Source organism: Nocardia anaemiae NBRC 100462 (assembly GCF_001612725.1).
GTDB classification, from domain to species: Bacteria; Actinomycetota; Actinomycetes; order Mycobacteriales; family Mycobacteriaceae; genus Nocardia; species Nocardia anaemiae.
In genome coordinates this window covers 1-26,521 of record NZ_BDAZ01000020.1, presented here as the reverse complement: position 1 = coordinate 26,521, position 26,521 = coordinate 1, and the positions used below count along the sequence as shown (strand labels likewise).

Annotated in this window: 25 protein-coding genes; 10 read left to right on the top strand and 15 right to left on the bottom strand. The window is 66.0% G+C overall.

What is annotated here, in order from left to right; all coding sequences use genetic code 11:
* Positions 1-287: 287 nt before the first annotated feature.
* Positions 288-4,526, bottom strand: a complete 4,239-nt coding sequence (gene hrpA / locus NA5_RS14055; RefSeq protein ID WP_063813364.1) for an ATP-dependent RNA helicase HrpA — start codon at positions 4,524-4,526, stop codon at positions 288-290.
* A 382-nt stretch (positions 4,527-4,908) separates the two neighbouring features.
* Between hrpA and NA5_RS14050 the strand changes: the two genes are divergently transcribed.
* Positions 4,909-6,132, top strand: a complete 1,224-nt coding sequence (locus NA5_RS14050) for an aminotransferase family protein (protein WP_062985854.1) — start codon at positions 4,909-4,911, stop codon at positions 6,130-6,132.
* A 55-nt stretch (positions 6,133-6,187) separates the two neighbouring features.
* Here the strand turns inward: NA5_RS14050 and NA5_RS14045 are convergent, their stop codons facing one another.
* The 3 genes from NA5_RS14045 to NA5_RS14035 form a co-directional block, all read right to left on the bottom strand.
* Positions 6,188-6,892, bottom strand: a complete 705-nt coding sequence (locus NA5_RS14045) for a class I SAM-dependent methyltransferase (RefSeq protein WP_062985852.1) — start codon at positions 6,890-6,892, stop codon at positions 6,188-6,190.
* A 130-nt stretch (positions 6,893-7,022) separates the two neighbouring features.
* Entirely contained in the window at positions 7,023-7,634 is a 612-nt protein-coding gene (locus tag NA5_RS14040) for a malonic semialdehyde reductase (protein WP_062985850.1), read from the bottom strand.
* A 36-nt stretch (positions 7,635-7,670) separates the two neighbouring features.
* Positions 7,671-8,090, bottom strand: coding sequence for a nuclear transport factor 2 family protein (locus tag NA5_RS14035; RefSeq protein ID WP_062985848.1), 420 nt, complete (start codon positions 8,088-8,090; stop codon positions 7,671-7,673).
* Positions 8,091-8,249: 159 nt separating this feature from the next.
* Between NA5_RS14035 and NA5_RS14030 the strand changes: the two genes are divergently transcribed.
* The gene (locus NA5_RS14030) at positions 8,250-9,032 is read left to right on the top strand and encodes an SDR family NAD(P)-dependent oxidoreductase (RefSeq protein ID WP_062985949.1); all 783 of its coding nucleotides are present in this window, start codon (positions 8,250-8,252) and stop codon (positions 9,030-9,032) included.
* A gap of 12 nt (positions 9,033-9,044) precedes the next feature.
* Complete coding sequence (locus NA5_RS14025) at positions 9,045-9,515, top strand: acetyl-CoA carboxylase biotin carboxyl carrier protein (protein WP_062985846.1); 471 nt, start codon at positions 9,045-9,047, stop codon at positions 9,513-9,515.
* Between the two features lie 9 nt (positions 9,516-9,524).
* Here NA5_RS14025 and NA5_RS14020 read toward each other — a convergent pair whose 3' ends face one another.
* On the bottom strand, positions 9,525-9,914 hold the full coding sequence (locus NA5_RS14020) for a lipocalin-like domain-containing protein (protein ID WP_062985844.1): 390 nt from the start codon (positions 9,912-9,914) through the stop codon (positions 9,525-9,527).
* 29 nt (positions 9,915-9,943) lie between these two features.
* Entirely contained in the window at positions 9,944-10,438 is a 495-nt protein-coding gene (locus NA5_RS14015) for a luciferase domain-containing protein (RefSeq protein WP_062985842.1), read from the bottom strand.
* A gap of 134 nt (positions 10,439-10,572) precedes the next feature.
* Here NA5_RS14015 and NA5_RS14010 point away from each other — a divergent pair, with 134 nt between their 5' ends.
* Entirely contained in the window at positions 10,573-10,929 is a 357-nt protein-coding gene (locus tag NA5_RS14010; RefSeq protein ID WP_062985839.1) for a winged helix-turn-helix transcriptional regulator, read from the top strand.
* A 21-nt stretch (positions 10,930-10,950) separates the two neighbouring features.
* Here the strand turns inward: NA5_RS14010 and NA5_RS14005 are convergent, their stop codons facing one another.
* From NA5_RS14005 to NA5_RS13975, 7 genes are read right to left on the bottom strand one after another with little or no spacing between them, the layout of a single operon-like run.
* Positions 10,951-11,709 (bottom strand): alpha/beta fold hydrolase, encoded by a 759-nt coding sequence (locus tag NA5_RS14005; protein ID WP_062985837.1) that lies wholly within the window; start codon positions 11,707-11,709, stop codon positions 10,951-10,953.
* Between the two features lie 2 nt (positions 11,710-11,711).
* Entirely contained in the window at positions 11,712-12,971 is a 1,260-nt protein-coding gene (locus NA5_RS14000) for an FAD-dependent oxidoreductase (protein ID WP_062985835.1), read from the bottom strand.
* Positions 12,959-13,894, bottom strand: coding sequence for an MBL fold metallo-hydrolase (locus tag NA5_RS13995; RefSeq protein WP_062985945.1), 936 nt, complete (start codon positions 13,892-13,894; stop codon positions 12,959-12,961). Before NA5_RS13995 ends, NA5_RS14000 begins: the two co-directional genes overlap by 13 nt.
* A complete protein-coding gene (locus NA5_RS13990) occupies positions 13,891-14,829 on the bottom strand; it encodes an aromatase/cyclase (protein WP_062985833.1) in 939 nt (312 codons plus the stop codon). The genes NA5_RS13995 and NA5_RS13990 overlap by 4 nt, the downstream gene beginning before the upstream one ends.
* Positions 14,826-15,071, bottom strand: a complete 246-nt coding sequence (locus tag NA5_RS13985) for an acyl carrier protein (protein ID WP_218020094.1) — start codon at positions 15,069-15,071, stop codon at positions 14,826-14,828. Before NA5_RS13985 ends, NA5_RS13990 begins: the two co-directional genes overlap by 4 nt.
* Positions 15,072-15,081: 10 nt before the next feature.
* Positions 15,082-16,299, bottom strand: coding sequence for a ketosynthase chain-length factor (locus tag NA5_RS13980; RefSeq protein WP_062985831.1), 1,218 nt, complete (start codon positions 16,297-16,299; stop codon positions 15,082-15,084).
* Positions 16,296-17,564 (bottom strand): beta-ketoacyl-[acyl-carrier-protein] synthase family protein, encoded by a 1,269-nt coding sequence (locus NA5_RS13975; RefSeq protein ID WP_062985829.1) that lies wholly within the window; start codon positions 17,562-17,564, stop codon positions 16,296-16,298. The genes NA5_RS13980 and NA5_RS13975 overlap by 4 nt, the downstream gene beginning before the upstream one ends.
* A gap of 166 nt (positions 17,565-17,730) precedes the next feature.
* Here NA5_RS13975 and accA point away from each other — a divergent pair, with 166 nt between their 5' ends.
* Entirely contained in the window at positions 17,731-19,422 is a 1,692-nt protein-coding gene (accA, locus tag NA5_RS13970) for an acetyl-CoA carboxylase carboxyl transferase subunit alpha (protein WP_062985827.1), read from the top strand.
* A 15-nt stretch (positions 19,423-19,437) separates the two neighbouring features.
* The gene (gene accC, locus NA5_RS13965; protein WP_062985825.1) at positions 19,438-20,787 is read left to right on the top strand and encodes an acetyl-CoA carboxylase biotin carboxylase subunit; all 1,350 of its coding nucleotides are present in this window, start codon (positions 19,438-19,440) and stop codon (positions 20,785-20,787) included.
* Here accC and NA5_RS13960 read toward each other — a convergent pair.
* Positions 20,784-21,629, bottom strand: a complete 846-nt coding sequence (locus NA5_RS13960) for an AfsR/SARP family transcriptional regulator (protein WP_169811297.1) — start codon at positions 21,627-21,629, stop codon at positions 20,784-20,786. The genes accC and NA5_RS13960 overlap by 4 nt on opposite strands.
* A 371-nt stretch (positions 21,630-22,000) precedes the next feature.
* On the opposite strand from NA5_RS13960, the gene NA5_RS13955 reads away from it, so the two are divergent.
* A complete protein-coding gene (locus NA5_RS13955; RefSeq protein ID WP_157110397.1) occupies positions 22,001-22,633 on the top strand; it encodes a TetR/AcrR family transcriptional regulator in 633 nt (210 codons plus the stop codon).
* Positions 22,630-24,225, top strand: a complete 1,596-nt coding sequence (locus NA5_RS13950) for an MDR family MFS transporter (RefSeq protein WP_062985819.1) — start codon at positions 22,630-22,632, stop codon at positions 24,223-24,225. Before NA5_RS13955 ends, NA5_RS13950 begins: the two co-directional genes overlap by 4 nt.
* Positions 24,226-24,286: 61 nt before the next feature.
* Here NA5_RS13950 and NA5_RS13945 read toward each other — a convergent pair whose 3' ends face one another.
* Complete coding sequence (locus NA5_RS13945; protein ID WP_062985815.1) at positions 24,287-24,805, bottom strand: L,D-transpeptidase; 519 nt, start codon at positions 24,803-24,805, stop codon at positions 24,287-24,289.
* Between the two features lie 290 nt (positions 24,806-25,095).
* Between NA5_RS13945 and NA5_RS13940 the strand changes: the two genes are divergently transcribed.
* Together NA5_RS13940 and NA5_RS13935 are read left to right on the top strand one after the other, a co-directional pair.
* Positions 25,096-25,452, top strand: a complete 357-nt coding sequence (locus NA5_RS13940) for a hypothetical protein (protein ID WP_062985810.1) — start codon at positions 25,096-25,098, stop codon at positions 25,450-25,452.
* Positions 25,449-26,521 (top strand): hypothetical protein (locus NA5_RS13935; RefSeq protein WP_174555232.1); only part of this gene is annotated, 1,073 nt, incomplete at its 3' end. The genes NA5_RS13940 and NA5_RS13935, both read left to right, overlap by 4 nt.

The window sequence follows — 26,521 nt, the reverse complement described above, 5'->3', positions numbered from 1 at the left end:
GCACGTACCGGCGCGGGCTGAGGCGCCTGCGCATCCGCCCAAGCCGTTGGGGCGAGCACGACGGCACCGGCCGGCGAGGATCGGCGCGAGGAATTTCCGCATGGGCGAACACCTCTTTCGATAGTCACGTCGGACTGCCGAACCGACGCGGTTCCGTACTGTCAGCGGCCACAATGTTCTTGCGCGCCATCATGTCCGGCGACTGTATCGCCAGATCTCGCCTCGGTCGCGCCCCCAGAACTATCGTTGCGAGTTCAGCCAGCGCCCGATCGGGCACGCTGTCCGCCTCAGCGGCGCATGGCGGCGATGGCCCTTTCGATGCGTTTGAGCGAGACCGGATAGGGGGTGCCCAGTTTCTGGGCAAAGAGGCTGACGCGGAATTCCTCGATCATCCACCAGATTTCGGTGACCTCGGTGGCGTGCTTGCGGGTTTCGGGCAGCGCGTTGACGAGGCGGTCGTAGGCGGCGAGGACGCGGTCGATTTCGACCATGCCCTGTCGGTCGCGGACCGCGGAGCCGGGTAGCGACTCCAGGCGGATGCGGGCGGCCTCCAGATAGCGGGGGAGTTCGCGCAGGCGAGCGCCGCCCCACTCCGAAATGAAACCGGGGAAGATCAGGTCGTCGAGCTGGTGGCGGACATCGTCGGCGATATCGCGTTCGGCGGTATCGGCGAGCGCGGACGAAACCTGGTGCGCCTTAGCCAAAACCGGCACTACCAGGCGCACGATGCGGGCCACGGCGGAGACGAAGTCGGGGCGGATCCTCGCGACCACAGCGTCGAACTGGCTCGGGCTGCGCACCGGTCCACCGGCGGCGGCGATCAGTTCATCCGCGGCGGCGGCACGGCAGTCGTCGATGAGCGCGTCGAGCGAACCGTACGGATTCTGGCTCAGCGCGAGCCGATCTCGCGGTGGCAGACTCGCGGTGGCGGTGCGGACCGAGGTGGGAATGGCGCACAGAACCAGTGTGCGCGTGCCCGCCCGCATGGCGGCGGCCTGTTCGGCGGGGGAGCTCAGCACACGCACCGCGACACCGTCGCCCTCGGGGACCAGCGCCGGATAACCGGTGACGGTCTGTCCGGCCACCTCGCTGCGCACGGTCGGCTGGACCGTCCCCAGCGATTCCGAGGTCCACACGGTGGCGGGCGCACGTTCCGCACCCGCGGTGGCGCGCGCGACGGAGGCCGAAACCTGCTCGGACAGATCGGTTTTCAACTTGGCCAGACTCTTCCCACGCGCCAGTACCCGGCCGCTGGCGTCGATCGCGGCGAAGGTCATGCGCAGATGGTCCGGCAGCGCGGCGGGATCGAGATCGCTCGGTGCGATGCTGACCGAACCGAGCCGTGACAGCTCCCTGGCCAGCCCGATGCGCAGAGGTTCGGCGCGCGGTGTGAGCGCGGCGAGTGCGGCCGCGGCGAAGTCCGGTGCGGGAACGACAGTGCGGCGCAGCGCCTTCGGCAGCGTCTTGATCAGCGCGGTGGCCAACTCTTCGCGCATACCGGGCACCAGCCAGTCGAAGCCGACGGCACGAACATGCGCCAGTTGCTCGACCGGGATCCGCACGGTGACACCGTCGTCGTCATTGCCGGGCTCGAATTGGTAGGTGAGCGGAAAGCTCAACTCGCCTTGCCGCCAGGCATCCGGGAAGTCGGTCGGGTCGAGGGTCGCCGCAGCCGCGTTGACCACGGTATCGGTCGAGAAGTCCAGCAGCGCAGGGTCTTTGCGCTTCGCGCCGCGCCACCAGCTGTCGAAATGGCGCACCGAAACGATATCGGCCGGGATGCGCTTGTCGTAGAACTCGAACAGCACCTCGTCGTCGACGAGAATGTCGCGGCGGCGGGCGCGGTGCTCCAGATCGGCGACATCGTCGATCAGTTCACGATTGCGGTGGAAGAACTCGTGGCGGGTCTGCCACTCGCCCTGTACGAGGGCATGCCGGATGAACAGCTCTCGCGACAGTTCCGGATCGATTCGGCCGTAATCGACGGCGCGGCTGACCACCAGCGGTACGCCGTACAGCGTGACCCGCTCGTACGCGCGCGCGGAACCACGCTTGGAGGACCAATGCGGTTCGGAGTAGGTGCGCTTCACCAGATCACCGGCCAGCCGCTCGGCCCACTCCGGCTCCACCCGGGCCGCCATCCGGCCCCAGAGCCGGGAGGTCTCGACCAGTTCGGCCGCCATCACCCAGCGGGGCGGCTTCTTCGCCAGCGAGGATCCGGGGAAGATCATGAATTTGGCATTGCGGGCACCGAGGAATTCGCGGGTCTCGGCCTCGCGGACGCCGATGTGGGAGAGCATGCCCGCCAGCAGTGCCTGGTGGATGGCGGTCGAATCCCACGGGGTGCCATCGTTTTCGAGTGCCTCGGCGGCCTGTTGTCGCGAAGCGGCGGTGTTGTCGCGCGCACGGCCACGGCGGTTCGCCTTCGGGTGAGACGAGTCCGCGCGGTCCGAGTTGGCGCGCGGTGAATCGGCCTCACGCCTCTTGCGCTGCCCACCGTTCGAATCACGGCCGTCCGCAGCGGGGCGCCCACGGCGCGAACCGCTTTCGGTGCCGTCCGGGCCGTCGGCGTGCGTAGACCATCCGAGCCCCCGCGTGATGGTCCGCAGCTGTCCGTGCAGGTCCTGCCACTCCCGGATCCGCAGATAGTGCAGGAACTCGTCACGGCACATGCGCCGGAACTGATTGGACGACAGTGACTTCCGCTGTTCGGTCAGGTACTCCCACAGCCGCAGGTAGGCCAGGAAATCCGAGCCCTCGACCACGAAGCGGGCGTGTTTGGTGTCCGCGGCTTGCTGATGGTCCGCTGGACGTTCGCGCACATCCTGGATGGACAGCGCCGCGACGATGATCAGCACATCCGCCAGCACGCCGGTGCGGTGGGCTTCGACCAGCATCCGCGCCATTCGCGGATCCACCGGTATCTGTGCCATTTCGCGCCCGGTGGGGGTCAGCGTCAGCGTCGCATCGGATGTCTGTTCCGCTGGGATCCTTTCGGCCGAAGTGCTGCTCGTTCGGTCCTGGACCTCTTGCGAATCAGCTTGCCGCCGAGCGGGTTTCGCGGTGGCGCGTGGAGCGAGCGCGCCCAATTCCTCCAGCAGCGCGATACCGTCGCGAATGGCCCTGCGATCGGGCGCCTCCACGAAGGGGAAATTCTCGATATCGCCGAGTCCGAGCGCCGTCATCTGCAGGATGACGGCGGCCAGATTGGTCCGCAGGATCTCCGGTTCGGTGAAGGCGGGCCGGGATTCGAAGTCCTGTTCGGAATACAGGCGGATGCAGATGCCGTCGGCGACGCGGCCGCAGCGTCCCGCGCGCTGGCGTGCCGAGGCCTGCGAGACCTCTTCGATGGGCAGGCGCTGCACCTTGGTGCGCATCGAATAGCGCGAGATGCGGGCGGTGCCGGGATCGATGACGTAGCGGATGCCGGGGACGGTCAGCGAGGTCTCGGCGACATTGGTGGCCAGCACGACTCGTCGCCCCGGATGCGGAGCGAAGACACGATGCTGTTCGGCCGTCGACAGGCGGGCGTAGAGCGGCAGGATCTCGGTGCGCGGAATCTGCAAGTCGCGCAACGCATCCGCGGCATCGCGGATCTCGCGTTCACCGGATAGGAAGACCAGCACGTCACCGTCGCCCTCGGCGAAGAGTTCGCGCACCGCCTCGCCGATGGCGTCCACCGGGTCGCGGTCCACGATCCTGGTGTCCTCGTCGTCGTCATCGGTGGCGACGGGTAGCTCCAGCGATAGCGGCCGGTACCGGATTTCGACCGGATAGGAACGGCCGGATACCTCGACAATGGGTGCGGGAGTGCCTGTTTCGTCGGCGAAGTGTTCGGCGAACAATTCGGGGTCGATTGTCGCGGAGGTGATGACGACCTTGAGATCCGGTCGGCGCGGCAGCAATTGCTTCAGGTAGCCGAGCAGGAAGTCGATATTGAGGCTGCGTTCGTGTGCCTCGTCGATGATGATCGTGTCGTAGCGGCGCAGCAGCCGGTCGCGCTGGATTTCGGCGAGCAGGATGCCGTCGGTCATCAGCTTGACGAGGGTGCGATCGGAGGCCTGATCGGTGAAACGCACGGTGTAGCCGACGACATCGCCCAGTTCGGTGCCCAACTCCTCGGCGATGCGCTCGGCGACGGTGCGCGCGGCCAGCCGACGCGGCTGGGTGTGCCCGATGGTGCCGCGGATGCCACGGCCGAGTTCCAGGCAGATCTTCGGAATCTGGGTGGTTTTACCCGAACCGGTCTCACCGGCGACGATGACGACCTGGTTTTCCATGATCGCCTTGGCGATATCCTCGCGGCGCGCGGAGACCGGTAGCTGCTCCGGATAGCGGATTTCGGGTACCGCGGCGCGGCGGGCCTCGACGCGCCGCTCGGCCGCCGCGATCTCGGCCGTGATGCCGGTGAGATCGCCGCCGCGCGACCGGTCCAGGTTGCGGCGCAACCGGTGTTCATCGCGGAGGGTTACGGCGGCCAGGCGGGTCCGAAGCTCGCGGAGATTCGCGTCGGCTGTCCTGGTCATTGTGTTCACCAGGGTAGCGAAACCAGCGCGTCGAATCCGAGTCGGGCGACTCTCGCGACCGGCGCTGGCCGGTGATCCGCGCCGCCGACACCCTCTACCTGCTGATCACCGGCGTCGTCTACGCGGTACTACTGGCGCCCATCTCCGTGCGAGTGAGCAGGGTGGGTGGATGACGTGCTGCAGTGCGTCATGCCTATCGTGATGATCGTGGACCGGGTGCTGGCGCCGGTCGTGCTGGTGTATTTCCGGCGGCTGATCGCGGGCTGGCCATGATGGGCCTCGTGGTCCGGGTGATCGGATTCGCGCTGGGCGGCCGTCGGCGCGGTGCGGACGAACCAGTGGAGCGACGAAGTGACGTGGTTGTCGAGTAGAGGTGGTTGAGATGGGCGCGCTATGGCATGGGTTCGCCGATATGGGTGCCGTGGAACGCGACGGCGCGTTCGTCGTCGCGCGTGGCGAGGGTGCTTATATCTACGACCGGGCGGGTACCAGGTATCTGGACGCGACGGCCGGGCTGTGGTTCACCAATGTCGGGCACGGGCGCGCCGAGATCGCCGATGCGGTCGCCGCACAACTGCGCACGGTCGCGCACTATTCGAACTTCGGTGATTTCGCCGAGCCCGCCACCCAGGAGTTGGCGGAGAAGTTGGCGAGCATCGCACCGGTGCCGGGCAGCAAGATCTTTTTCACCTCCGGTGGCTCGGATTCGGTGGATACCGCGGCCAAGTTCGCCCGCCGCTACTGGCATGAGCTGGGTCGGCCGGATAAGACAATCGTGATCGGCAGGCAGCGCGCGTATCACGGAATGCATGTCGCCGGAACGGCTTTGGCGGGTATCCCGGTCAATCGCGAGGGCTATGGCGAGCTGATGCCCGATGCCCGCACCGTCGAATGGGACGATGCGAAGGCACTGCTCGCGCTCATCGAGGAGATCGGCGCGGAGCGCATCGCGGCCTTCTTCTGCGAACCCATCATCGGCGCGGGCGGAATCTACCTACCGCCGGACGGCTACCTCACCGAGGTCCGCCGCATCTGCCGCGATCACGACATTCTCTTCGTCGTCGACGAGGTCGTCACCGGCTTCGGCCGCATCGGCGGATCCTGGTTCGCCGCAACCCGTTTCGAGCTCGAACCCGACCTCATGACCACCGCCAAGGGCCTCACTTCCGGCTATGTCCCGATGGGTGCTGTCTTCATCGCCGCGCACATCGCCGAGCCCTTCTTCCGCGGCGGCGTCTGGTGGCGCCACGGTTACACCTACGGCGGTCACGCCGGAGCCGCCGCCGCGGCCCTGGCCAACCTCGCCATCGTCGAACGCGAGGGCCTACTCGACGAGGCGAAGCGCCTGGAATCGACCCTGCACACCAAACTCGCCGCGCTCGCGGACCACCCCCGAGTAGCCGAGGTCCGCAGCGGTCTCGGCGCGGTCGCCGCGATCCAGCTCGTCGACCCCTCCGAGGGGCTACCGCTCGTGAAAACCCTACGGGAGCACGGCATCTCAGGACGTGCGGCGGGCCAGGGCGCAATGCAGATCTCGCCGCCGTTCGTGATGACCGACGACCAGGTCGACGAACTCGTCGAGGGATTCAACCGCGCTCTGGGCTGAGCCTCGATGCGATGACGCGTGGGCCGCGACAGTCCGCGAAATGGCTTGTGGAGGATCAGCCCAGCCGGGCGCACAGCAGCCAGGCTGGAACCGACTTGCGGCCACCGGGTTCGTCGCGGATGCCCTCGAACCGGAACGTCGGGCCGCCCGCGGGCGACTCGATGTCGCCCGTTGGCAGATTGCCATGGATTCGTGCGGGCCTGATCTCATCGATCGTCCAGTACTTCTGCACCGCCGCACGGAGTTCGTCGGAGGTGACCGGTGCTGGTCCGGGCCCGGGCACTTCGGGCAGGGCCGCCCGGTCGAAAACGAGCGCGAAATACGAGGCACCCGGCGCGGCGGCGCGCACGATCGACTGCTGGTATCCCTCGCGCGACTCGACCGGGATCGAATGGAACAGCGTGCTGTCGACGATGGTGCCGAAGCGGCCGTCGTAACCAGTGAAGGAGGTGATGTCGGCGACCTCGAAGGAGGCGTTGACCAGGCCACGCCTGGCGGCCTCGGCGCGGGCCAGCTCGATCGCGGTCGCCGATAGATCCAGCCCTACCGTGGTGTAGCCCCGCTCGGCCAGATACAAGGAGATCGCCGCCTCCCCGCATCCGACGTCGAGCACATCGCCATGGAATTTGCCCTGCTCGATCAGCGCGGCGAGTTCGGGTTGGGGTTCCCCGATGCTCCACGGCGGTTTGACGCCCGGCCCGAACGGGCCGCCCGTGCCTCGATAGATGGCTTCGAAATCGAAATCATCCGACGCAGTCATAGCTCATGAGTATCACGGCAGCGCTGAAATTGTCGTCAGCCACACGGCCACGATCCGGATGAGCACGCGGTGGGCTGTCGGTCGATGCCGACGAGTGGCGAACGAGCACTGCCACTCGTCGGCATCGCGGCTATACCGTGGTGACAACCTCGTCGTAGGTCAGGCGGGGGGAGCGGGGGAACCAGGCGTCCACGCCGGGAGTGCCGATATTGACGACGACCAGTGCGCTGTGCGTGCCCTCGGGGAAGAAGTCCTTGTCCAGCCCCTCGGCGTCGAATCCGTTCATCGGGCCCGCGGCCAAGCCCGCGGCACGGATGCCGAGGATGAAGTAGCCGGTTTGGATGAGGGCGTTGAAGCGGGCCGATTCGGCCCGATAGCCGGGGTCGGCGAAGTAGTCCTTGGCTTCGGGGGCGTGCGGGAACACCTTCGGCAGGTTCTCGTGGAAGTTCAAGTCGGCGGCCAGGATCGCGGTGAGCGGCGCGGCCGCGGTCTTTGGCTTGTTGTTGTCGATCATGTGGTTGACCAGGCGGGCCCGTGCCTCGGGGCTACGAACCAGGACGATGCGCAGCGGCTGCTGATTCATCGATGTGGGGCCGTACTTGATCAGTTCGTAGATATCGCGGATCTGGTCGTCGGTGACCGGTGCGTCGCTGAAGGTGTTCGCGGTGCGCGCCTCCCTGAACAACAGGTTCTGGGCTTCGGCGGCAAGGGTCAGCAGGGTTTCTGGCTGCGCGGTGTTCACGTGGTTCTCCTCGAAAGATGGTCGGGGACAGCGGATTCAGTCATGGGCGACGCGCCGCGACCGGGTCAGCAGGTTGCCATCCACGCGGACGAGCACGTCGTGCACGACGCAGCTCGGCGCGATTTCGGGCTTGCTGTTCGGCCGGATCTTGACCACGAGGCAGTAGGCGGTGGAGACGATGGTTCCGTCGTCCTGCGGCTGCAGGTTGATCATGTTGAACCAGTGCCTGCGCTGCATCGGATCGGCCTCGAAGCGCTGGTGGAATTCGACCAGGTCCGAGACGATGCCCGCCCTGGTCCGGGCCGGTGGCCGACCCGGTGTGTGTTCGAATTCCGCGTCCTCGGTGAAGGTTTCGGCATAGCCGGGAATATCGCGGTTGTCCAGCCGCTGCATCTGATCGGCGTAGAACTGCTGGACCTCGGCGTACAACTCGGTGCGGCTTGCGACGGTGGTCATGGTGGCTCCTCGGTGCGGCGGGGCGCGGCTGCACGCAACGCTCGCCGATGCCGCTAGAGGCTGGCTCGAGCCGCGCACGGGTTGACCGGGGCTATAGGACCCGGGACGAGTCTTGAGGTCGATATGCCCGGCGAGTACGGAAAGACCGATGGAGGAGTCATGGCGGAAACTCAGCGCGTCGCGCTGGTCACCGGAGCGACCAGCGGTATGGGCCTGGAGATCACCAAAAGCCTTGCCGCCCAGGGTATCGCGGTGTTCATCTGCGCTCGCGATCAGCAGCAGGTGACCGATACGGTCAAGAGCCTGCAGGACGACGGTCACGAGGTCGACGGCACGGTCTGCGATGTCGTCGACGCCGCGCAGATCCGGGATTATGTCGACGCGGGCGTGCGGCGTTACGGACCGATCGACATCCTGGTCAACAACGCGGGCCGCAGCGGCGGCGGCGTCACCGCACAGGTCACCGACGAACTGTGGTTCGACGTGATCAATACCAACCTCAACAGCGTCTTCCTGATGACCAAGGCGGTGCTGACTGCGGGCGGCATGCTCGAGCGCGGCAGCGGCCGCATCGTGAATATCGCCTCCACCGGCGGCAAACAGGGTGTCGTACACGGTGCGCCGTATTCGGCCTCCAAACACGGCGTGGTTGGCTTCACCAAGGCACTCGGACTGGAACTGGCCAAGACCGGGATCACGGTCAACGCGGTATGCCCCGGCTTCGTGGAAACCCCGATGGCAGAACGGGTTCGAGAGGTGTACTCCGGTCTGTGGGGTGTGGATACCGACGAGGTGCACGCCAGGGTGAGCGCGCGCGTGCCGATCGGACGCTATGTGCAGCCGTTCGAGGTCGCGGCGATGGTCGACTATCTGATCGGCCCGGGTGCGGGCGCGGTCACCGCACAGGCGCTGAATGTCTGTGGCGGACTCGGCAATTACTGAGAGGCCTGGGCAATGACCGCAGTGGAGGAGAACACAACCGGGCACGAGGAGTACTTGCGAGTGCTCGAAGCCATTCAGACCGGCGCGCTGCAACTGCTCGCGGGCTTCCCGCAGCAGCCGAGCGCGCTGCGGGTCCAGGTAGGCGAGGTGACCATCGAGGCCGAATGGCAGGTTTCGGCGGCACCGGTTACCGCCGCGCCCGCGACAGTGGAAGCCGTTGTAACACAGGTTGAACCGCCGCTCGGAGCGGTCTTCCGCGCACCCAGTGTCGGGGTCTTCTACCGAAGTCCGGAACCCGGTGCCGATCCCTTCGTCGAGGTGGGCGACCGCGTCAGGGCCGGACAGCAGATCGCCATCGTGGAGGCGATGAAGTTGATGATCCCGGTGACCGCGCAGGCCAGCGGTGTGATCACCGGGATACTCGCGCAAGACAATGAACCGGTCCAATTCGATGACCCCCTATTTTCGTATTCACCGGAATAGCAAGGGATTTCAGGCGGGCGGGCCGCAGCGGCGCCAGGTCAGCACCCGGCGCTGCATCCGCCCGCCGACCTGGGCGGCCCCGATCAGCGTGAGAATGTCGCCGCTCAGTGACATCTGGCGCACCTGTTCGGTATCGGCCCAGGCCGGGTTCGAGCACACGGTGATCGCGTGCACCATCTCCGTGCCGCACCTGCGCCAGGTTCCCGCATAGCCCATGAAAGGCGGCGTGCCCGTCGCCGCGTCGGTGCGCATCATGCTCACCGACATATAGCCGTGCGCGCCGTAGATCAGCAGGCCGCGGGGTGCGTCACCCAGTGGCCCGGTGCTGGTGGCATCGTGTTCGTCGATATCGAAGTAGGACAGCAATTCCCAAGTTCCGACGAGATCGGTCGCGTTCATGACCCCCACGATGGCGGCCGCCGCTCTAATCACGCTGTAGCCGCCCCGCGCGCGAATCCGTGGCTGATCCGCACCAGCCGCCAGACCACCTCGAGTTCGTCGAGATCGCGTGGCCCGTAGACCATTACCAGTGTCTGCGGCAGAAAACGCTGACGCGCCATGGGATGCAATTCCGCCCATCCCTGCGCGATGGCCTCGGCCGCAATGTCTTTCGGCAGACACATGTGCAGGCTGCCGTCATCGTATCCGTGCAGATGGGCGAATTCGGTGCCGGCCAGATAGGCCTCGCCCGGTCCCTTGGCAATGGTCGGGCGCAGATGCAGCGCACGGGTATCGGGCAGCGAGACACCGCTGTGGCCGAGTAGTACGCCGTTCAGCGCGGTCATCCGCGACCACAGGGTTTCCTGTAGATCCGGTGGCGCCAGCTGGCTGAGCTGCTGATGTGGATTGTGTGCCCGGGTGCGTGGCCGGTCGCCGGAGCGGCGCGGCAGATCGATGCGTCCGTCCACGGATGTCGTTGTCATGACTGTGTCCCTTCGGTTTTCGATCGCGGTGCTGCGCGGCTGCGGCTATTGCTCGCTCACCGCGCTCGCTCACGGACCCTGGTTTCACAGTACTTTCCAAAGTATAGTACTTACCAAGTGGAAAGTGAGGACCAATGACAACCACCGTGGATCCGTGCCCGATCACTCCGGTGATCGACCTGGTTTTCGGCCGCTGGTCCACCCAGGTGCTCTGGGTGCTGACCCATGACGGTCGCCTGCGCTTCACCGAACTCGAGCAGCGCATTCCCGGCCTCACCCCCAAGGTGCTGACCCAGCGCCTGCGTCAGCTCGAACGCGACGGACTGGTCTCGCGCACCTACCACGCCGAGGTGCCACCGCGCGTCGAGTATGAGGCAACCCCGCTCGCGGTCACCCTTACCCCGGTCTTCGCGAGCATCGTGGACTGGTCGAGCGCACATCTCAGCGAAGTGCTCGCCGCCCGCGCCGCCTACGACGCGGCCGAATCCTGATCCGCCCCGGCGTGGGCGGGATCAGGCGAGACTGGTCCGCGGTGCCAATGTCAGCAGGTGCCCGGCCAATTCGCGCGGCATGGTGATCATGCAGTCGTGTCCGGTCGGCAGCACGTGCAGGCGGCCGGGCGGCAGGTCGGCGGGCGGCAGCGTGCGCGGCATGGCGGCACGCATGGCCCGGTAGGCCTCGCCGCCCTCGCTGCAGTACACATGCGTGACCGGAATATCCGCCAGCGCAACGGGATTCGTGAGCAGCATGCGCTGCTGGAAGGTCTCCAGTGACTGGGCGGTCATCATCGAGGCCGCCCAGCTCAGATCGGGCTCCTGGGTTATGCCATACAGACCGCCGTCGCCCATTGGCTCGGTCTGCGGCGGAACGCGCCAGCCGTCACCGTATTCGGCGGCCGCGGCGGCGAAGGCGTCGACCATACCGGGCATGATGTCGGCGACCGCCTCACCGTCGCGCGGGACGAAGGTGTCGATGTAGACGAGTTCGGCGATGCGGTCGGGGACGGCGTCGGCCAGCGCGGTCACTACGATGCTCGCGTAGCTGTGGCCGACCAGGATGACGTCGGTGAGATCTTCGGAGATGAGCAGTCCGACCAGGTCCTCGACGTGGGTATCCAGGCCGACCTCGGGGGTCAAGAGATCGGCGCGATCGCCGAGGCCGACCAGGGACGGGGCCAGCACGCGGTGTCCGGCGTCCTCGAGCAGCGGCACCACCCGCTGCCAGGCCCAGCCGCCGTGGAATGCGCCGTGGACGAGCAGATATGTCGACACGATCAGTTCTCCCTGAATTCTGTTAGGGCAGTGACGGTTCCGGCGATATCGGCCGCCGGTGGTACGTGTTCGGGCCGGATGCCGAGCCCGATCACCCGGGCGACCAAACGGGGTAGGCGGGGAAAACGCCGCAGCATACGCACCAGCAGTGGTTTATCCGTGCCCGGCCGTCCGGCATTCGGATAGAGATCCGACAGCAGCCGCAGTTGCGCGAATTGGACTACCCGCATGGGGAATTCACGCCGAGTCTGCACGGCACGCAATTGCCCGACGCTCGGTCGAGCACCCGCGACGAGGATGGGCGCGAGCAGCCGGGCGGCCGCGATCGCGTCCTGTACCGCGAGATTGATGCCGACTCCGCCCGCGGGCGACATGGCATGGGCCGCATCGCCGATCGCGAGCAGACCGGGTCGGTACCAGCGGCGCAGCCGATCCACCCGAACATCAAGGGGTTTCACGTCATCCCAAGTGCGGATCTCGGCCGCCAGATGCTCGGCGAGGCTGGGATAGATCGCGGCGAGGTCGGCGCGGAAGTCGGCGAGTCCGGCGGCCCTGACGGTCGCGAATCCACCCTTCGGGATCATGTATGCGACCTGTAGGTAGTCACCGCGGTCGATGCAGACGATGAAGAACCCATTGCCGCTGCGCACGGTAGGCAGCCGCTCGCCGTCGGGTTTGCTGACCCGGAACCACAGCACATCCATCGGCGCCGCGCTGGCCGCGACCTCCAGCAGGCCGCCGCGCACAATCGAATTGCGTCCATCCGCGGCGATCACCAGTTGGGACCGGACCTCCAGCGGCCCCTCGGGTGTGCGTACCCGCGCGCCGACCACGGTGTCGTGCTCCAGGATGAGTTCGGTGACCTCAGCCCGCTGGATCAGTCGGAAGCCCGGATATCGCGCACCCGCCTCGGCCAGGAAATTCAGCACATCCCACTGCGGCATGAATGCCACGAAGGGGAAACCGCCTGGCAGAGAACGGAAGTCGGCGAATATCACCGGTCCGCTCGCGGTGGCCATCGGTAGCTGCGGCAGCTCGACGTGCGGGAGCGCGAGGAATTCGGTGGCGAGGCCGAGTTCGTCCATCGCACGCAGTGTGGACGGATGCACGGTGTCGCCGCGGAAGTCGCGCAGGAAGTCCGGATGCTTTTCCAGCACAAGCACTTCCACGCCCGATCGGGCCAGCAGCAGACCGGTCATCAGTCCTGCCGGTCCGCCGCCGACCACGCAGACCTGCACCGATCGGCTTGTTACGCCAGACATGTCGGCACCTGCCCGTGGTTGTACACGATCATCTCGTCGAAAATCGACAGCACATCCAGCGCTTCGCCGAGCGGACCGCCCGCCCACTCCGCATCGGCGCGGTACAGATTGCCGACGATGCGCTCTTCATCGACCAGATCGGCGAATTCACCGTGATCGGCATCGAGCGCGATGGCCAGCGGGGTGAGCCCGAGGGAGCGGCCCTCGGCGGCCAGCTCCTGCACCCAGCGCAGATATCGCAGTGTCCGATCGAAGGTCTCCGGTCCGGTCACCGGACCGTGTCCGGACACCACCGTTTCCGCGCCCAGTTCGGCGAGCCTGTTGATCGCGTCGATCGACCCCCGCACTGAGCCCATCAGACAGAACGGTGCCGCGCCCGACATCACCAGATCCCCGGCGAAGAGCACCTTCTCCTCGGGCAACCACGCCACCACATCGTTGGTGGTGTGTGCGGCCGGTCCGAGGTGGATGAGTTCGACGCGGCGTTCGCCGACATGCAGGGTCAGCTGACTGCTGAAGGTGACGCTGGGCAGGGTGACCCGCACATCGCCCCACTGCACCTGCGGCCACAGTTCGGTCAACGCGAGTCCGGTCTCGATCATCTCCGGTCGGATCCGATCATGGCCGATGACGACCGCGGTGGGGCCGAAGAGGTGATTGCCGAAATTGTGGTCGCCGTGGTGGTGGGTGTTGACAATCGTTCTGGCCGGGCCGGTGTCGAGTCCGTCGACGAATTCGACCAGCGCGCGAGTGCGCCGCTCGGTCGCCAGTGTATCGATCACCACCGCGCCGTCCGGACCTGCCAGCACACCCGCATTGCTGACACACCAGCCGCCTCGACTGTGTGTGTACGCGTAGACCCGATCGGCGATTTCGCGCACGACCGGACCTGCGGCCACCCGCGGTAGGTTGGTGGCGGTCATGTCGGTGACTTCACGGATTCGGCATACCGCACCGCGCACAGCAGCGTATTGCGACTGTTGGTCGACAGCGCCTCGGTGAGATATGCGCGCGCGTCGGCGAGATCGGTATCGGCCCCGAGGATTTCGCGGGCGGCGACCGGATTGATCGCGACGGTGTGCCGTGCCGTCACCACCGCACCGTCCGGACCGTCCGCGAATTCCCAAGCGCCGCTGTGCCCGAAGAGCATGGCAGGCGGCAGCAGCTGCTTGTAATCGATGCGCTCGTTGGTGAAGCACACGCGCACAGACTTGGTGGTGTGCGCAATGCCACCCGCTGTGACGGTATCCATCTCCATCAGCTGTACGCCATCGCCGTCTTCGTCGAGTTCGATCCGGCCGACATGCGGGACGTGTTCGGGCCAGCGCTCACTGTGGTAGATGAAGTCGTACGCCTCGGCCGCCGAAATATCCAGCGCTACAGCGTCTTCGAAGGTGTGCACGACCTCGTCGACCGGATGGCCCGCCTCCGCGATGCGAGCCAGCGCCGCCAACTCGGTTTTGCTATTGCGATCCACCGCACCCGCGACCAGATCCGGATCGGCACCGTCCACGACGGTGAAGCGATGATCGAGGGTGACCTTCGTGGTACCGGGCTCGATTTCGCGGAAGGACCAACCGCCGCCCATGGACGCGATCGGCGCTTGACTGCGCTCCTGTTCGAACACGATCCGCTGCTGCGCCGCATCGAGCACTCGCCGCGAGGTCCAGTTCTTCACCTCGCCGTTGACGGTGGCCCACAATCGGAACCGCTCCTCATCGGGTCCGCGGTGCAGATGGCGCACCAGCACGCTCGGCGCGAAGATCACCGGCCATTTGGTGACATCGGCCACCAGGTCGTAGACGACCTGGGGCGGCGCCTGTACCACCTTGGTGTGGCTCATCACCTGGGTATTCATGCCGCACCCTGCAATTGGCTATTGACGATATCGACCAGCTCCTGCGGCGTCTTGACATCGATGAGCTGTTCCTCCGGGATCAGCACGCCGAAATCGCGTTGGATCCGCGCGGCCGTTTCGATGAGCGCCAGCGAGTCGTAGCCGAGCTGTTCGAAGTCGAGTCCGGCGATGTCTTCGGCGATATCGTCGCCGCCCGCGCAGTCCACGAGGATCCGGCGCAATTCGGTGATGGTCATGGTCATGATCGGCTCCCTAGGTTTGGTCGACAGCGCGCACGACGACCGCGGAGTTGAAACCCCAACGGCCACGGGCCAGGACGAGGGCGGCGCCGACGGTGGCGGGCCGCGGTGCACCGAGAACCAGATCGATCCGGTAGTCCTCGGCGAGGGTGGTGGTGTAGGCGGTCGGCGGAATCACCGAATCGCGAATGGACAGCAGGGCGGTCACGATGTCGAGCGGGCCCGCGCCCGAGAACAACCGTCCGGTCAGGGGTTTCGACGCCGTGACCGGCACGCCGTCGGCACCGAAGACGGCCTCGATGGCCGCGGCCTCGTCCCGGTCACGGTCGGGCACGCCCGCCGCGTCGGCAAAGACGATATCGATATCACCCGGCCCGAGACCGGCATCGGCGAGTGCGAGTTCCGCTGCGCGCCGCAAACCCGAGGGCCTCCCGGTCTTCGGTGCCGGATCGAATGTCGATGCGTACCCGGCGATTTCGCCGTGCACCTTCGGCACGCCGCGAGCGCGGGCCGCCGCGGCGTCCTCGACCACCAGCATCGCACCACCCTCACCGGGCACATATCCGGCGGCCGCGGTATCGAACGGTAGATAGGCTCGCTCCGGGGCGTCCGAGCCGCTGACCTCGCCGCTGGCCAGATGCGAGGCCCAGCCCCAGGGATCGAGCGCGGAGTCCACCCCGCCGGTGACCACCAGCGGGGTGCCGCGGTTGACCGTGCGCCGCGCGTGCCCGACCGCGTCCAAACCGCCCGCCTGCTCTGCGACCAGCGCGCTGCTCGGCCCCCGCATACCGTGCCGGATAGAGATCTGCCCGGTATTCACCGCGTAGAACCAGGCGAACGATTCGTACACACTCACATGCTCGGAACCGAGCGACCACAGCTTATTGAACTCGCGATGGGTGAATTCGAAACCGCCGGAGGCATTTCCGGTGACTACACCCATGTCGTAATCGGTCAGTGCCGCCGTATCGACCTTGGCATCGTCCAGGGCCCACTGCGCGGCCACCAATGCCATCCGCGTCGATATATCGGTCTGCGGCAGCAATCGGCTCGGCAGATGTTCGGCCGCATCGAAATCAGCGACCTGTCCGGCCAATCGCGCGGTGCTGCGGCTGGTATCGAACCGGGTCAGCGGTGCGATACCGCCCCGCCCGTCCAATACCGCATCCCAGAAGCGTTCGACACCGAGTCCGTTCGGCGCGAGCACGCCCATGCCGGTCACCAGGATCATGCCGCCACCGCCTCGGGCTTACGCAGCACCATCGCGCTCTGGAACCCGCCGAATCCGCTGCCGACGGTGAGCACAGTGTCCATCCGGTGCCCGCGCGCGGTGAGCGGCACATAGTCCAGATCGCATTCCGGATCGGGTTCGTGCAAATTCGCCGTCGGCGGCACCACTTGGTACTCCAGCGCGAGCAGGGAGGCCGCGATCTCGACCGAGCCGATGGCTCCCAGCGAGTGGCCGACCATCGATTTGATGGAACTCATCGGTGTCGCGTAGGCGTGCTGGCCGAGACTGCGCTTCACGGCGGCGGTTTCGTGCCGGTCGTTCTGCCTGGTGCCCGAGCCGTGCGCATTGATGTAGTCGACGCCGGTGGGGTCGATGCGTGATTCGTCCAATGCGACTCGGATCGCCTCGGCCATCTCCCGGCCGTCGGCCTTGAGCCCGGTCATATGGTAGGCATTGCAGCGCGTGGCGTAACCGGTGATCTCCGCGTAGATATGCGCGCCACGCTTTTGCGCGCTCTCGTACTCCTCCAGCACGAACATCGCCGCGCCCTCGGCGAGCACGAAGCCGTTGCGCGAGTTGTCGAACGGCCGGGAGGCGTGTTCGGCATCGTCATTGCGAGAGGTGGTGGCCTTGATCGCATCGAAGCAGGCCACCACGATCGGGGTGATCGGGGTATCCGCGGCACCGGCCAGCATCACATCGGCCGAGCCCTCGCGAATCAGCTGCACGGCGTGGCCGACCGAATCCAACCCGGAGGTGCAGCCGTTGGAGACCATGGCGACCGGCCCCTCGGCGCCCACACTCCAGGCCACCTCGGCGGGCATCACGCTGGGCACCATGTAGTCGAACATGTGCGGGGAGAGGTAGGTCTGGTCGACCAGCCAGTTTTTACCGGAATCGGACAGCACCAGATATTCCTGTTCCAGGCTGGTCGCCGCGGCAACCGCGCTGCCGAGGCTGACGCCGAGCCGGTGCGGATCCAGCGACCCGATATCGATTCCGCTGTCGGCCACCGCGTCCCGTCCGCAGACCACGGCGAACTGCACCGCCCGGTCCATGCGCCGAATTTCTCTGGGCGACAGGCCTTCCTGAATCGGGTCGAAATCGGCCTCACCCGCGACCTGGGACCGATAGGGCGCGGGGTCGAAGAATGAAATCCGGCGCGTCGCGGTGCGGCCCTCGGACAGCAGCTTCCAGAACTCGTCCTTGCCCGAACCGCCGGGCGCGCGGACACCGAGTCCGGTGACGACAACGCGGCGGCTCATACCGCACCACCGGATGCGTTGGGGTTCATGGCGTTATCTCCCTTCGATCGTGGGGTCAAGCATCGAAGGCCGTCCTCGAACCTGACTCGAGCGGCGGAGTCGAGCTGTTCTCTAGCGGGTGCGCGCAGGCTGAGCGCACCTTCCCCCAGCACAGGAGACATGCGTGATGAAGTCAGCACACGGCCTGGACGGTGCCGCGGACTGGGTGCTCTGCCCGGCCTGTCTGATTCCGCTGTACGCCAAGCGGTTCGCCCGCGACCTCGGCGTCTGCGGCGAATGCGGTAGACATACTCCGGTCACCGCCGAGCAGCGCATCACCCAGCTCGCCGACGAGGGCAGGTTCGAACCACTCGCCGTCATCCCCACCGACGACGATCCGCTGACCTTCATCGATACCAAGCCCTATCCGGACCGACTCGCCGCGGCACGGGCACGCACCGGCATGCACGATGCCGTGCTGTGCGCATACGCGGCGATCGACGGCAATCCGGTGCTCATCGCGGCCATGGACTTCCGCTTCCTCGGTGGCAGTTTGGGCACCGCGGTCGGCGAGATGATCACCGCCGCCGCGGAAACCGCACTCGCCGAACGTATTCCGTTGCTCATCGTCACCGCCTCGGGTGGTGCGCGGATGCAGGAGGGGCCGCTGTCGCTGATGCAGATGGCGAAAACCAGTGCCGCGCTGGAACAGCTGGACCGCGCGGGCATCCTCACCATCACGCTGATCACCGACCCGACCTACGGTGGGGTGGCGGCATCGTTCGCCACGCTGTCGGATGTGCTGATCGCCGAACCAGGGGCGCGGCTGGGTTTCGCGGGTCGCCGGGTGATCGAGCAGACTATCCGGCAGGAGTTGCCGCCGAAGTTCCAGACCGCCGAATTCCTGTTGGAGCGTGGTCTGATCGATTTGATCGTGCCGCGTGCCGGTTTGCGGCAGGCGCTCGGTTCTCTGTTGCGCGTGGCCGGTCCGGTCGAGCCGACCGGCGATGCGGTGACCGAACTGGACGCGGGAACCATCACCGACCCGGCTCGGGTTCCCGAGAACGAGCCCTGGGCGCAGGTTCGCCGGGCACGCACACCGAGCAGGCCGACCGCGCTCGATTACTTCGCCCTGGCCTTCGATGGCTTCCAGGAGTTGCGCGGTGACCGCATCTCGGGGGACTGCCCGGCCATTGTCGGCGGTACCGCGTGGCTCGGTGACCAGCCGGTCGTGGTCATCGGACACCAGAAAGGCCATGAGCCGAAGGAGCTGATGGCGCGCAACTTCGGCATGCCGACACCGGCGGGATATCGAAAGTCCGCACGGCTCATGCGTTTCGCCGAAAAACTGGGGCTGCCCGTGATCACGTTGATCGACACCCCTGGCGCTTACCCGGGCGCGACCGCCGAAGAGCAGGGACAGGCGGTAGTGATCGCGGAGAATATCCGGCTGATGTCGGCGCTGCGGGTTCCGGTGATCAGCGTGGTGATCGGGGAGGGCGGCAGCGGTGGTGCGTTGGCGCTCGGCGTCGCCAATCGAGTGCTGATGTTCGCTAACGGGACATACTCGGTGATCAGCCCGGAAGGGTGTGCAGCCATCGTCTGGAATGATCCAGCCGCGGCACCGAAAGCCGCTGCCGCGCTGTCACTTACCTCCGCGGACCTGCTGCGGCTGGGTGTCGTCGATGCGGTGCTGCCCGAACCCGGCGACGATGTCGGCGCCGCACCGCTGGCGGCGGCGAATCAACTGCGAAGTGCACTGGCGGCGAGCCTGCGCGAATTGACCGGCCGCGGCGGCGAAGACCTCGCCGCCGAGCGGCGCGCCAGGTTCCGCCGGTTCGGTGCGCGGCAGCAGGTTCCGGTTCGGTCGGTCGCGTAGAGAGTGCGGGAAACCATGTTCGACAAGATTCTCATTGCCAATCGCGGCGAGATCGCGCTCCGGGTCGCGCGCACCTGCCAGGAGCTGGGAGTGCGCACGGTCGCGGTGCATTCGGTCGCCGACGCCGAGTCGGCCGTCGTGCGGTTCGCCGACGAATCGGTGCAGATCGGGCCCGCCGCGGCCAAGCGCAGCTATCTCAATGCCGCCGCCGTACTCGCTGCGGCCGAGACGACCGGCGCCGATGCGATCCATCCCGGATACGGATTCCTTTCGGAGTCACCGGATTTCGCGGATGCCTGCCGCGCGGCGGGGATCACCCTGATCGGTCCGCCCGCGGATGTGATGGCCCAACTCGGTGATAAGCAGTCGGCACGCACCCTGATGGCCAAGGCCGGGCTACCGTTGCTGCCGGGCAGTCTGGATCCGCTCGAACCCGAGCAGGCGCACACCTTGGCCGACTCGATCGGCTACCCGGTGATCATCAAGGCCGCCGCGGGTGGCGGCGGACGAGGCATGCAGGTGGTGCGCGAGAGTCGCGCATTTCGACACGCGTACCAGGAGACGCGGGCAACCGCGCGAATGTTGTTCGGGGACAGTCGAGTCTATCTGGAGAAGTACCTCGAGGGCGCCAGGCATGTCGAGGTGCAGGTGCTGTGCGATGGCTACGGCAACGGTGTGCACCTCGGTGAGCGCGACTGCTCGGTGCAGCGCAGACATCAGAAGCTCATCGAGGAGTCGCCCGCGCCGCGGCTGCCGGAGGGTCTCGCGGCGCGGATGGGCAAATCCGCGGTGGACGGGGTATTGGAGGCCGGGTACGTCGGGGCCGGAACCGTTGAATTTCTGGTGGATCCGCAAGGGAATTACTATTTTATGGAGGTGAACTGTCGAATACAGGTCGAACATCCGGTGACCGAAATGGTTACTGGAATCGATTTGATCGCCGAGCAGATCCATATCGCATCCGGGCAACCGCTCAGCATCGAACAGTGCAATATTTCCCTCAACGGTGCGGCAATTGAATGCCGGATCAATGCCGAGGACCCGGCGGCCCAATTCTCACCGGCACCCGGAATCGTGGCCGAATTCACACCGCCCGGCGGTCCGTTCGTGCGCGTCGATACACATGTGCATGCCGGATATTCGATCCCGCCGCACTATGATTCGCTGCTCGCCAAACTGATCGTCTGGGCGCCGGACCGGGACCAGGCGCTCGCACGCATGCGACGAGCCCTGGCCGAATTCCGGATTTCGGGTGCGCGCGTGGCGACGACCCGGGATTTTCTGCGGGAAGTACTCGACCACCCGGCCATGCGGTCGGCGACGCATTCGACCGCACTGGTGGACGAGATGTTGCGGGCGGACTAGGCCGGTTTTGCTCGAGCCGAGCGGAATTCGGGGGAGTACCAGCCGATGAGGTATCCCGCGTGTCGACTGTTGAGCATGGCACTGACCGATACATCGGAGGCGGCGAGGATATCCTGATGCAATTTCTGCAGCTTCTGGCACGGATCCAGCCCGAGTTCGCGCTGCATCGACCTACTGAACCGCTGGTAGGACTCCAGTGCGCGGGCGCGCTGCCCCGCCCGGCTCAGCGCGAACATGTAATACGCCTGCAGCCGCTCGTGCAGCGGGTGCTGCATGGTGAGTCGAGCCAGGTCGGGGCAGGCTTCGCGATATCGGCCGAGCCGCAGCTCGGCCTCGACGCGCAACTCGATATTGGTCAGCCGGAGGTGATCCAGATGCGAGATCTCCGCGGCGAGCGGAATGCCGCCCTCCACATCGACCAGCGCCGGACCGGTCCACAGCGCCTCCGCGGCGGTGAACAGATCCACCGCCCGATAGTCGTCGCCCGCCTTGGCGGCACAGCGCGCGGCCTCGGACATGCTCTGGTAGTCGCGCAAATCGAAGACGCAGTCCTTGACGTCGAACGAATACCCTTTACTGCGTGTCCGGAGAAATCGTTCGGCCACCTCCGCCTGTCCGATGCCGAGCTGCTCGGCCATCTTCTTTCGAATTCCCAGCACATAGGTTTGCACGACGGTGACGGCGCTGCGCGGCGGATCGTCGTTCCACAACTCTTCGACCAGTGTGGTCACCGGAACGACGGTGTCGTGTCTGACGAGTAGTAAGGCGAGCAGCTGGCGTTGTTTCTGCGCTGTCGGCGTTGCGTTGTGATTATTGAGAGCAAGCGTCAATGGACCTAACACGCGAGCGCACACTGGGTATTTCACTTGGAGTTCTCCTACGGGCGTTATGCCCCCCGACCGACGTGAGTTCTCGAAATCCCACCTCGCTGTAGGCGATATCAACACTATCGAAAATCACGTATCAAGTCGATGAATCTTGAGTTATATCCGAGTTAACTCGGCTGGGAGGATACGCTAATTCTCCGTTCTACCAAGCAGATTCGCGCATCAGGACAATTGGGGATGGCGCTGGCTCCGGGTTGCGCGTAGCTGGCGATTCGCCTCCGAATGGATTTCGCACTCGGAGCCGTCCGGCTGGGCCGCGCAGCCGCGTGGCCGCCTCGCTGAACTTGCAGTTTCTGAAAAATTGCAGTCTGTGCTACTTTGGCGGCATGTCCAACGACGAGCGCCCGATCGGATTGCGGGAGCAGAAGAAGCGCCAGACCGAGCTCGATCTCTGTCTTGCCGCACGACGGCTCGCGGTCGAGCGTGGGCTGGACGCGACGACCGTCGAGGACATCGCGAGAGCGGTCGGGGTCTCGCCCCGCACGTTCTTCAACTACTACGAGACGAAAATGGACGCGGTAGTCGGGCCGATCGGCGAGATCGGCACTCCGCAGTTGCGCGAGCAGTTCATCGCGGGCGGGCCGAGCGGCGTGCTGATGGACGACCTCACCTGGTTGTTCGTGCACGGATTCGAATCCGAAAGCGAGGTGCGCGAGGGCATCGCGCTGGTTACCGAGATCATCAAGACCGAGCCGCGAGTGCTCGCGGCCTTCGTCGCCTCGGGTGCCCGCTTGCAGAGCGTATTCGCGGACCTGCTCGCTGCTCGGCTCGGCAGTCCGGTTTCTCCCGAATTCGCCGGTCTGGCAGCGGGATTCGTGACAAACATCACCACGCGGGCAGCGATGACCACGGTCGGAGATCCGACCGCATCGCTGGCGGCGGCAGTACGCGAACACTGCGCAATGGCGGCGCGGCTGTTCGAACAGCACGACGGCAAGAAAGAGAGACGCGAGAGATGACCATCACGGCTGAATCGCCACCTGCGCCGATTGTCCTGACCCAGAAGCGGATCTGGCTCATCTTCGGCGCGCTGATCGCGGGGATGTTCCTGGCGAGCCTGGACCAGACCATCGTCGGCACCGCGATGCCGACCATTGTCGGCGATCTGGGCGGCATCTCCCATATGGCTTGGACCGCAACGTCATATCTGCTCGCGACCACCATCATGATGCCGATCTACGGCAAATTCGGTGATCTGTTCGGGCGGCGCTGGCCGTTCCTGTTCGCCATCACCATCTTCACCGTGGCCTCCGTCGGCGCCGCCGCGTCGACGAGTTTCTGGGAGTTCATCACCTTCCGCGGCCTGCAGGGCGTCGGCGGTGGCGGACTGATGATTCTGGCGCAGGCCATCATCGCCGATGTAGTGCCCGCCAAGGACCGGGGCAAGTACATGGCCCCGATGGGTGCGGTCTTCGGCATCACCTCGGTCGCGGGTCCGCTGCTCGGCGGCTTCTTCGCCGACCAGCTGGGCTGGCGCTGGTGCTTCTGGATCAATGTGCCGGTCGGAATCGCCGCGCTGTTCATCGCCTTTCGCTACCTGAGCATCCCCAGCCATCGGCCCAAGACCCGGCCCGACTATCTCGGTGTGGTGTTGATGTCGGCTGCGACCACGCTGCTGATCCTGATCACCGACTGGGGTGGCAAGCAATACGCTTGGGGCTCAATGGTTATGGTCACGATGATCGCGGCGTTCATCGTGGTGGTCGCCGCGTTCGTACTCGCGGAGGCGCGCGCGGAAGAGCCGATGCTGCCGCTGTGGTTGTTCCGCAATCGCACCTTCGTGCTGACCTCCGCGATCGGCTTCGTGGTCGGCCTGGTGATGTTCGCCGCCCTCGCCTTCATCCCGACCTATCTGCAAATGGCAACGGGCGCTTCGGCTTCGGTATCGGGTCTGCTGCTGATTCCGATGATGGTCGGTCTGATGATCGCCTTGGTCGCCTCCATGACGATGATCACCAAAACCGGCCGCTACAAGCTCTATCCACCGCTCGGCGCGGTCCTGATGTTCGCGGATCTGCTGTGGTTGACCCGGTTGGACGCGGACACTGCTATGTGGGTCGTCTCCGCCATGCTGTTCGTCATGGGGGCGGGCCTGGGTCTGATCATGCAGATCATCGTCCTGGTCGTCCAGAATGCCGTTGCCCCCGACCAAATCGGCACCGCCACCAGCGCCAACAACTATTTCCGCGAAATGGGCGGCGCACTCGGTGTGGCGATTTTCGGCTCCATCTTCACCAACCGCCTGACCGAGGGCCTCACCGATGTCTTCGTCTCCCACGGCCCGGAAGCCGCTGCCGCGAAGCTGGATCCGGGCGCGCTGGTGCCCTCGGTGGTTAGGCATCTTCCCGACGGCCTACACGATGCCATTGTCGGCGCCTACGTGGACGCGTTGGTCCCCGGCTTCTGGTACCTGATCCCGGGCGCGGTAATCGCTTTCGTGCTCGCCCTGTTCATCCCCCATCTGAAACTCGCCGATGAGGCAGGAATGGTCGCGCGCGGCGAGGCGGTCATGGCCGAAGACGTGGATCGACAGCTCGTCGGCGAACACTGACGGTATGCGAAGGGGCCCGGGCGGAATCCGCCCGGGCCCCTTCGCATCCGCGAATCCGGTGTCAGCGAACGACTTCGACGACGTCACCGGGGTTGAGATAGCGGTAGGTCGCTTCGGCACCCTCCGGGGTCATGCGGATGCAGCCGTGTGACTGCTCCTCGATGGGGCCGATATGGGTGGCGATATCGCCGTTGAAGAAGACCGCCCACTTCATCGGAGCGTTGTGCATGGTGCTCCAGAAGTCTTCGCGCTTGAAGGCGACCTTGAAGACGCCGGGCGGCGTCTCATATCCGGGCCGCCCGTGCGAGATCGGGGTCGGACCATAGGTGACCTTGCCGTTGTCCATCAGCCAGGCCTCGTTCGTCGACAGCCGCATGCACATACGCGCGGTCTCGCCGCATGGTGCGTAGACCGGGGCGGGCGGAATCGGCGGGATGATCGCCGGTGTGCCGATATCCGGTCCACCCGGCCACAACGGTTCGGCCTGTGCCGTTCCCGCCATCAGGAGCCCGGCGGAAACGGCACCGACAAGCACCGCGGATCTGACCGACAACTCTCGAAAACGTCTGCTGTTCTTCACGCTTCTGACCCCTTTTAACCGGTGGCGGCACCCTGGGCGTTGGTCGCCAGGGTGGAGATGGGACCAACCTCGTCGCGACAAGCATAGAACCGGCGCGGGGTGAAAGTGATCATTTCCGTTTTCGTACCTCGGGCCTCTGCGGAACCGGACCGGCGCCGCATAAGCGATGGATCCGGCGGCATAGACTCCACCGGAACGAAGGGATCCGCGCGCGCATTGCCCGGGTCCCAAGTACGCTCGGAGTGTCGAAATGTGACGCGACAGATTGGTTTCCGTATTAAGGGGGAACAGTGGACGCGCTGAAGCTCGACCCGGCGGCGATGGCCGCCTACACCGCGATCGCGAATACGGTGTCACAACAGCTGGCCTCGGCATCGGCGGTCGCGGGTGGCGCGGTGAATCCCGAGCGGCTGGTCGCCGACCTCGGTCAGGTCGGCGCCGGATTCGTGGCCCGGTTCACCGAGAAGGTGAACGAACACGTGCAGGCGCTCTCGACCGCGGGACAATTGGTCGCCGCCTACGGGCAGGTGCTGGGCGACTACAGCGCGAACATGCAGGGTATCGATGTCGATTCCGCGGGCGCACTTGCCCGGCAAGAAGAGGCACTGCACATGCCGGAGCAGAGCGTCAGCGAGGCGCGGGCATGAGACGACTGCTTCGACGGCGCCCCGCGAACAACGCCACCGATACCCCCGCAAGCACGCCTATCGATCCGCATGTGGATCCGCCGATCGTGGCGGCGCTGGTCGAACCGATGCTGCAATTGCGCGCCTCGCTCGGTAGCGGCGTCGCGACTCCGGACCGGTCCGTCGTCGACGCGCTGTCCGCGGCGTCCACGCAGGCGGCAGATGCCGAGGGCCCGCACCGCGAGGGCCTGCACGCCCTCGAATCGACCTGGACCTCCCGCGCCGCGGACGATGCCGTTCCGGCGCTGCGCACCACACAAACTCAGATCGGTGATATCTCCGATCGCGGACCCGAGTACCTGTCGGTGCTCGGGGACGCCCATGCCACCAGCGCCCGGGCCGCGCAAAAGGTGGACCAGATCATCGCGGACTTCCGTCGCGACGCGAAGCAGATCATGAGCACCGCGAGCGCGTCCTCCGATACCGACGCGGTGATCGCGCGGGCGACCCAGGCGCTACGCGACGCGGTCACCGCGGTCAGCACGGCGCAGTCGGAAATGGATGGCCACACCGCCCGGCTGGATGCGATGGGACCGCTCACGGTGACCACACCGCAGGGTGTCGGCACCACCCAGCAAACCGTCGTGCCGGGTACGACGAACGGCACGACCACAACGGGCGTGACGACGACAACGCCACTGGATCCAGTGCAGGCTGCCCAACTCCAGTTGCAGCAGTATCTGATCAACGCGGGCGTTTCGGTCGGCACCGCCGCCATCGATGCCGGGGTCAATATCGGCACCCACCTCATCGATAAGATCGCCGAAGTGGGCATGCACGCCATGGATACCGCGGCCGCGTCCGCGGACAAGGCCATCGACAAGGCGATACCCGAACTCATCCATCCCGGCAGCACCACGAATTCGCCCACCGGTGGTGACAGCCCAGGCAAGCCCTCGAATGTCATCGATTTCGGTGGCGGATCGGGGCAGTCGAAGCCCATGCCGAATACCGGAACCAACTCGGCGTTCCCGCTCGGCGGCTCGACCGCGACGAAACCCGCGCCCGCGCCGACCCCGGCGCCCGCGCC

What these genes read in the sequence shown, in the direction of transcription:
- hrpA (WP_063813364.1), bottom strand. Translation starts at nt 4,526, where the DNA reads ATGACCAGGACAGCCGACGCGAATCTCCGCGAGCTTCGGACCCGCCTG.
- NA5_RS14050 (WP_062985854.1), top strand. Translation starts at nt 4,909, where the DNA reads ATGGGCGCGCTATGGCATGGGTTCGCCGATATGGGTGCCGTGGAACGC.
- NA5_RS14045 (WP_062985852.1), bottom strand. Translation starts at nt 6,892, where the DNA reads ATGACTGCGTCGGATGATTTCGATTTCGAAGCCATCTATCGAGGCACG.
- NA5_RS14035 (WP_062985848.1), bottom strand. Translation starts at nt 8,090, where the DNA reads ATGACCACCGTCGCAAGCCGCACCGAGTTGTACGCCGAGGTCCAGCAG.
- NA5_RS14030 (WP_062985949.1), top strand. Translation starts at nt 8,250, where the DNA reads ATGGCGGAAACTCAGCGCGTCGCGCTGGTCACCGGAGCGACCAGCGGT.
- NA5_RS14025 (WP_062985846.1), top strand. Translation starts at nt 9,045, where the DNA reads ATGACCGCAGTGGAGGAGAACACAACCGGGCACGAGGAGTACTTGCGA.
- NA5_RS14020 (WP_062985844.1), bottom strand. Translation starts at nt 9,914, where the DNA reads ATGAACGCGACCGATCTCGTCGGAACTTGGGAATTGCTGTCCTACTTC.
- NA5_RS14015 (WP_062985842.1), bottom strand. Translation starts at nt 10,438, where the DNA reads ATGACAACGACATCCGTGGACGGACGCATCGATCTGCCGCGCCGCTCC.
- NA5_RS14010 (WP_062985839.1), top strand. Translation starts at nt 10,573, where the DNA reads ATGACAACCACCGTGGATCCGTGCCCGATCACTCCGGTGATCGACCTG.
- NA5_RS14000 (WP_062985835.1), bottom strand. Translation starts at nt 12,971, where the DNA reads ATGTCTGGCGTAACAAGCCGATCGGTGCAGGTCTGCGTGGTCGGCGGC.
- NA5_RS13995 (WP_062985945.1), bottom strand. Translation starts at nt 13,894, where the DNA reads ATGACCGCCACCAACCTACCGCGGGTGGCCGCAGGTCCGGTCGTGCGC.
- NA5_RS13990 (WP_062985833.1), bottom strand. Translation starts at nt 14,829, where the DNA reads ATGAATACCCAGGTGATGAGCCACACCAAGGTGGTACAGGCGCCGCCC.
- NA5_RS13985 (WP_218020094.1), bottom strand. Translation starts at nt 15,071, where the DNA reads ATGACCATGACCATCACCGAATTGCGCCGGATCCTCGTGGACTGCGCG.
- NA5_RS13980 (WP_062985831.1), bottom strand. Translation starts at nt 16,299, where the DNA reads ATGATCCTGGTGACCGGCATGGGCGTGCTCGCGCCGAACGGACTCGGT.
- NA5_RS13975 (WP_062985829.1), bottom strand. Translation starts at nt 17,564, where the DNA reads ATGAGCCGCCGCGTTGTCGTCACCGGACTCGGTGTCCGCGCGCCCGGC.
- accA (WP_062985827.1), top strand. Translation starts at nt 17,731, where the DNA reads ATGAAGTCAGCACACGGCCTGGACGGTGCCGCGGACTGGGTGCTCTGC.
- accC (WP_062985825.1), top strand. Translation starts at nt 19,438, where the DNA reads ATGTTCGACAAGATTCTCATTGCCAATCGCGGCGAGATCGCGCTCCGG.
- NA5_RS13955 (WP_157110397.1), top strand. Translation starts at nt 22,001, where the DNA reads ATGTCCAACGACGAGCGCCCGATCGGATTGCGGGAGCAGAAGAAGCGC.
- NA5_RS13950 (WP_062985819.1), top strand. Translation starts at nt 22,630, where the DNA reads ATGACCATCACGGCTGAATCGCCACCTGCGCCGATTGTCCTGACCCAG.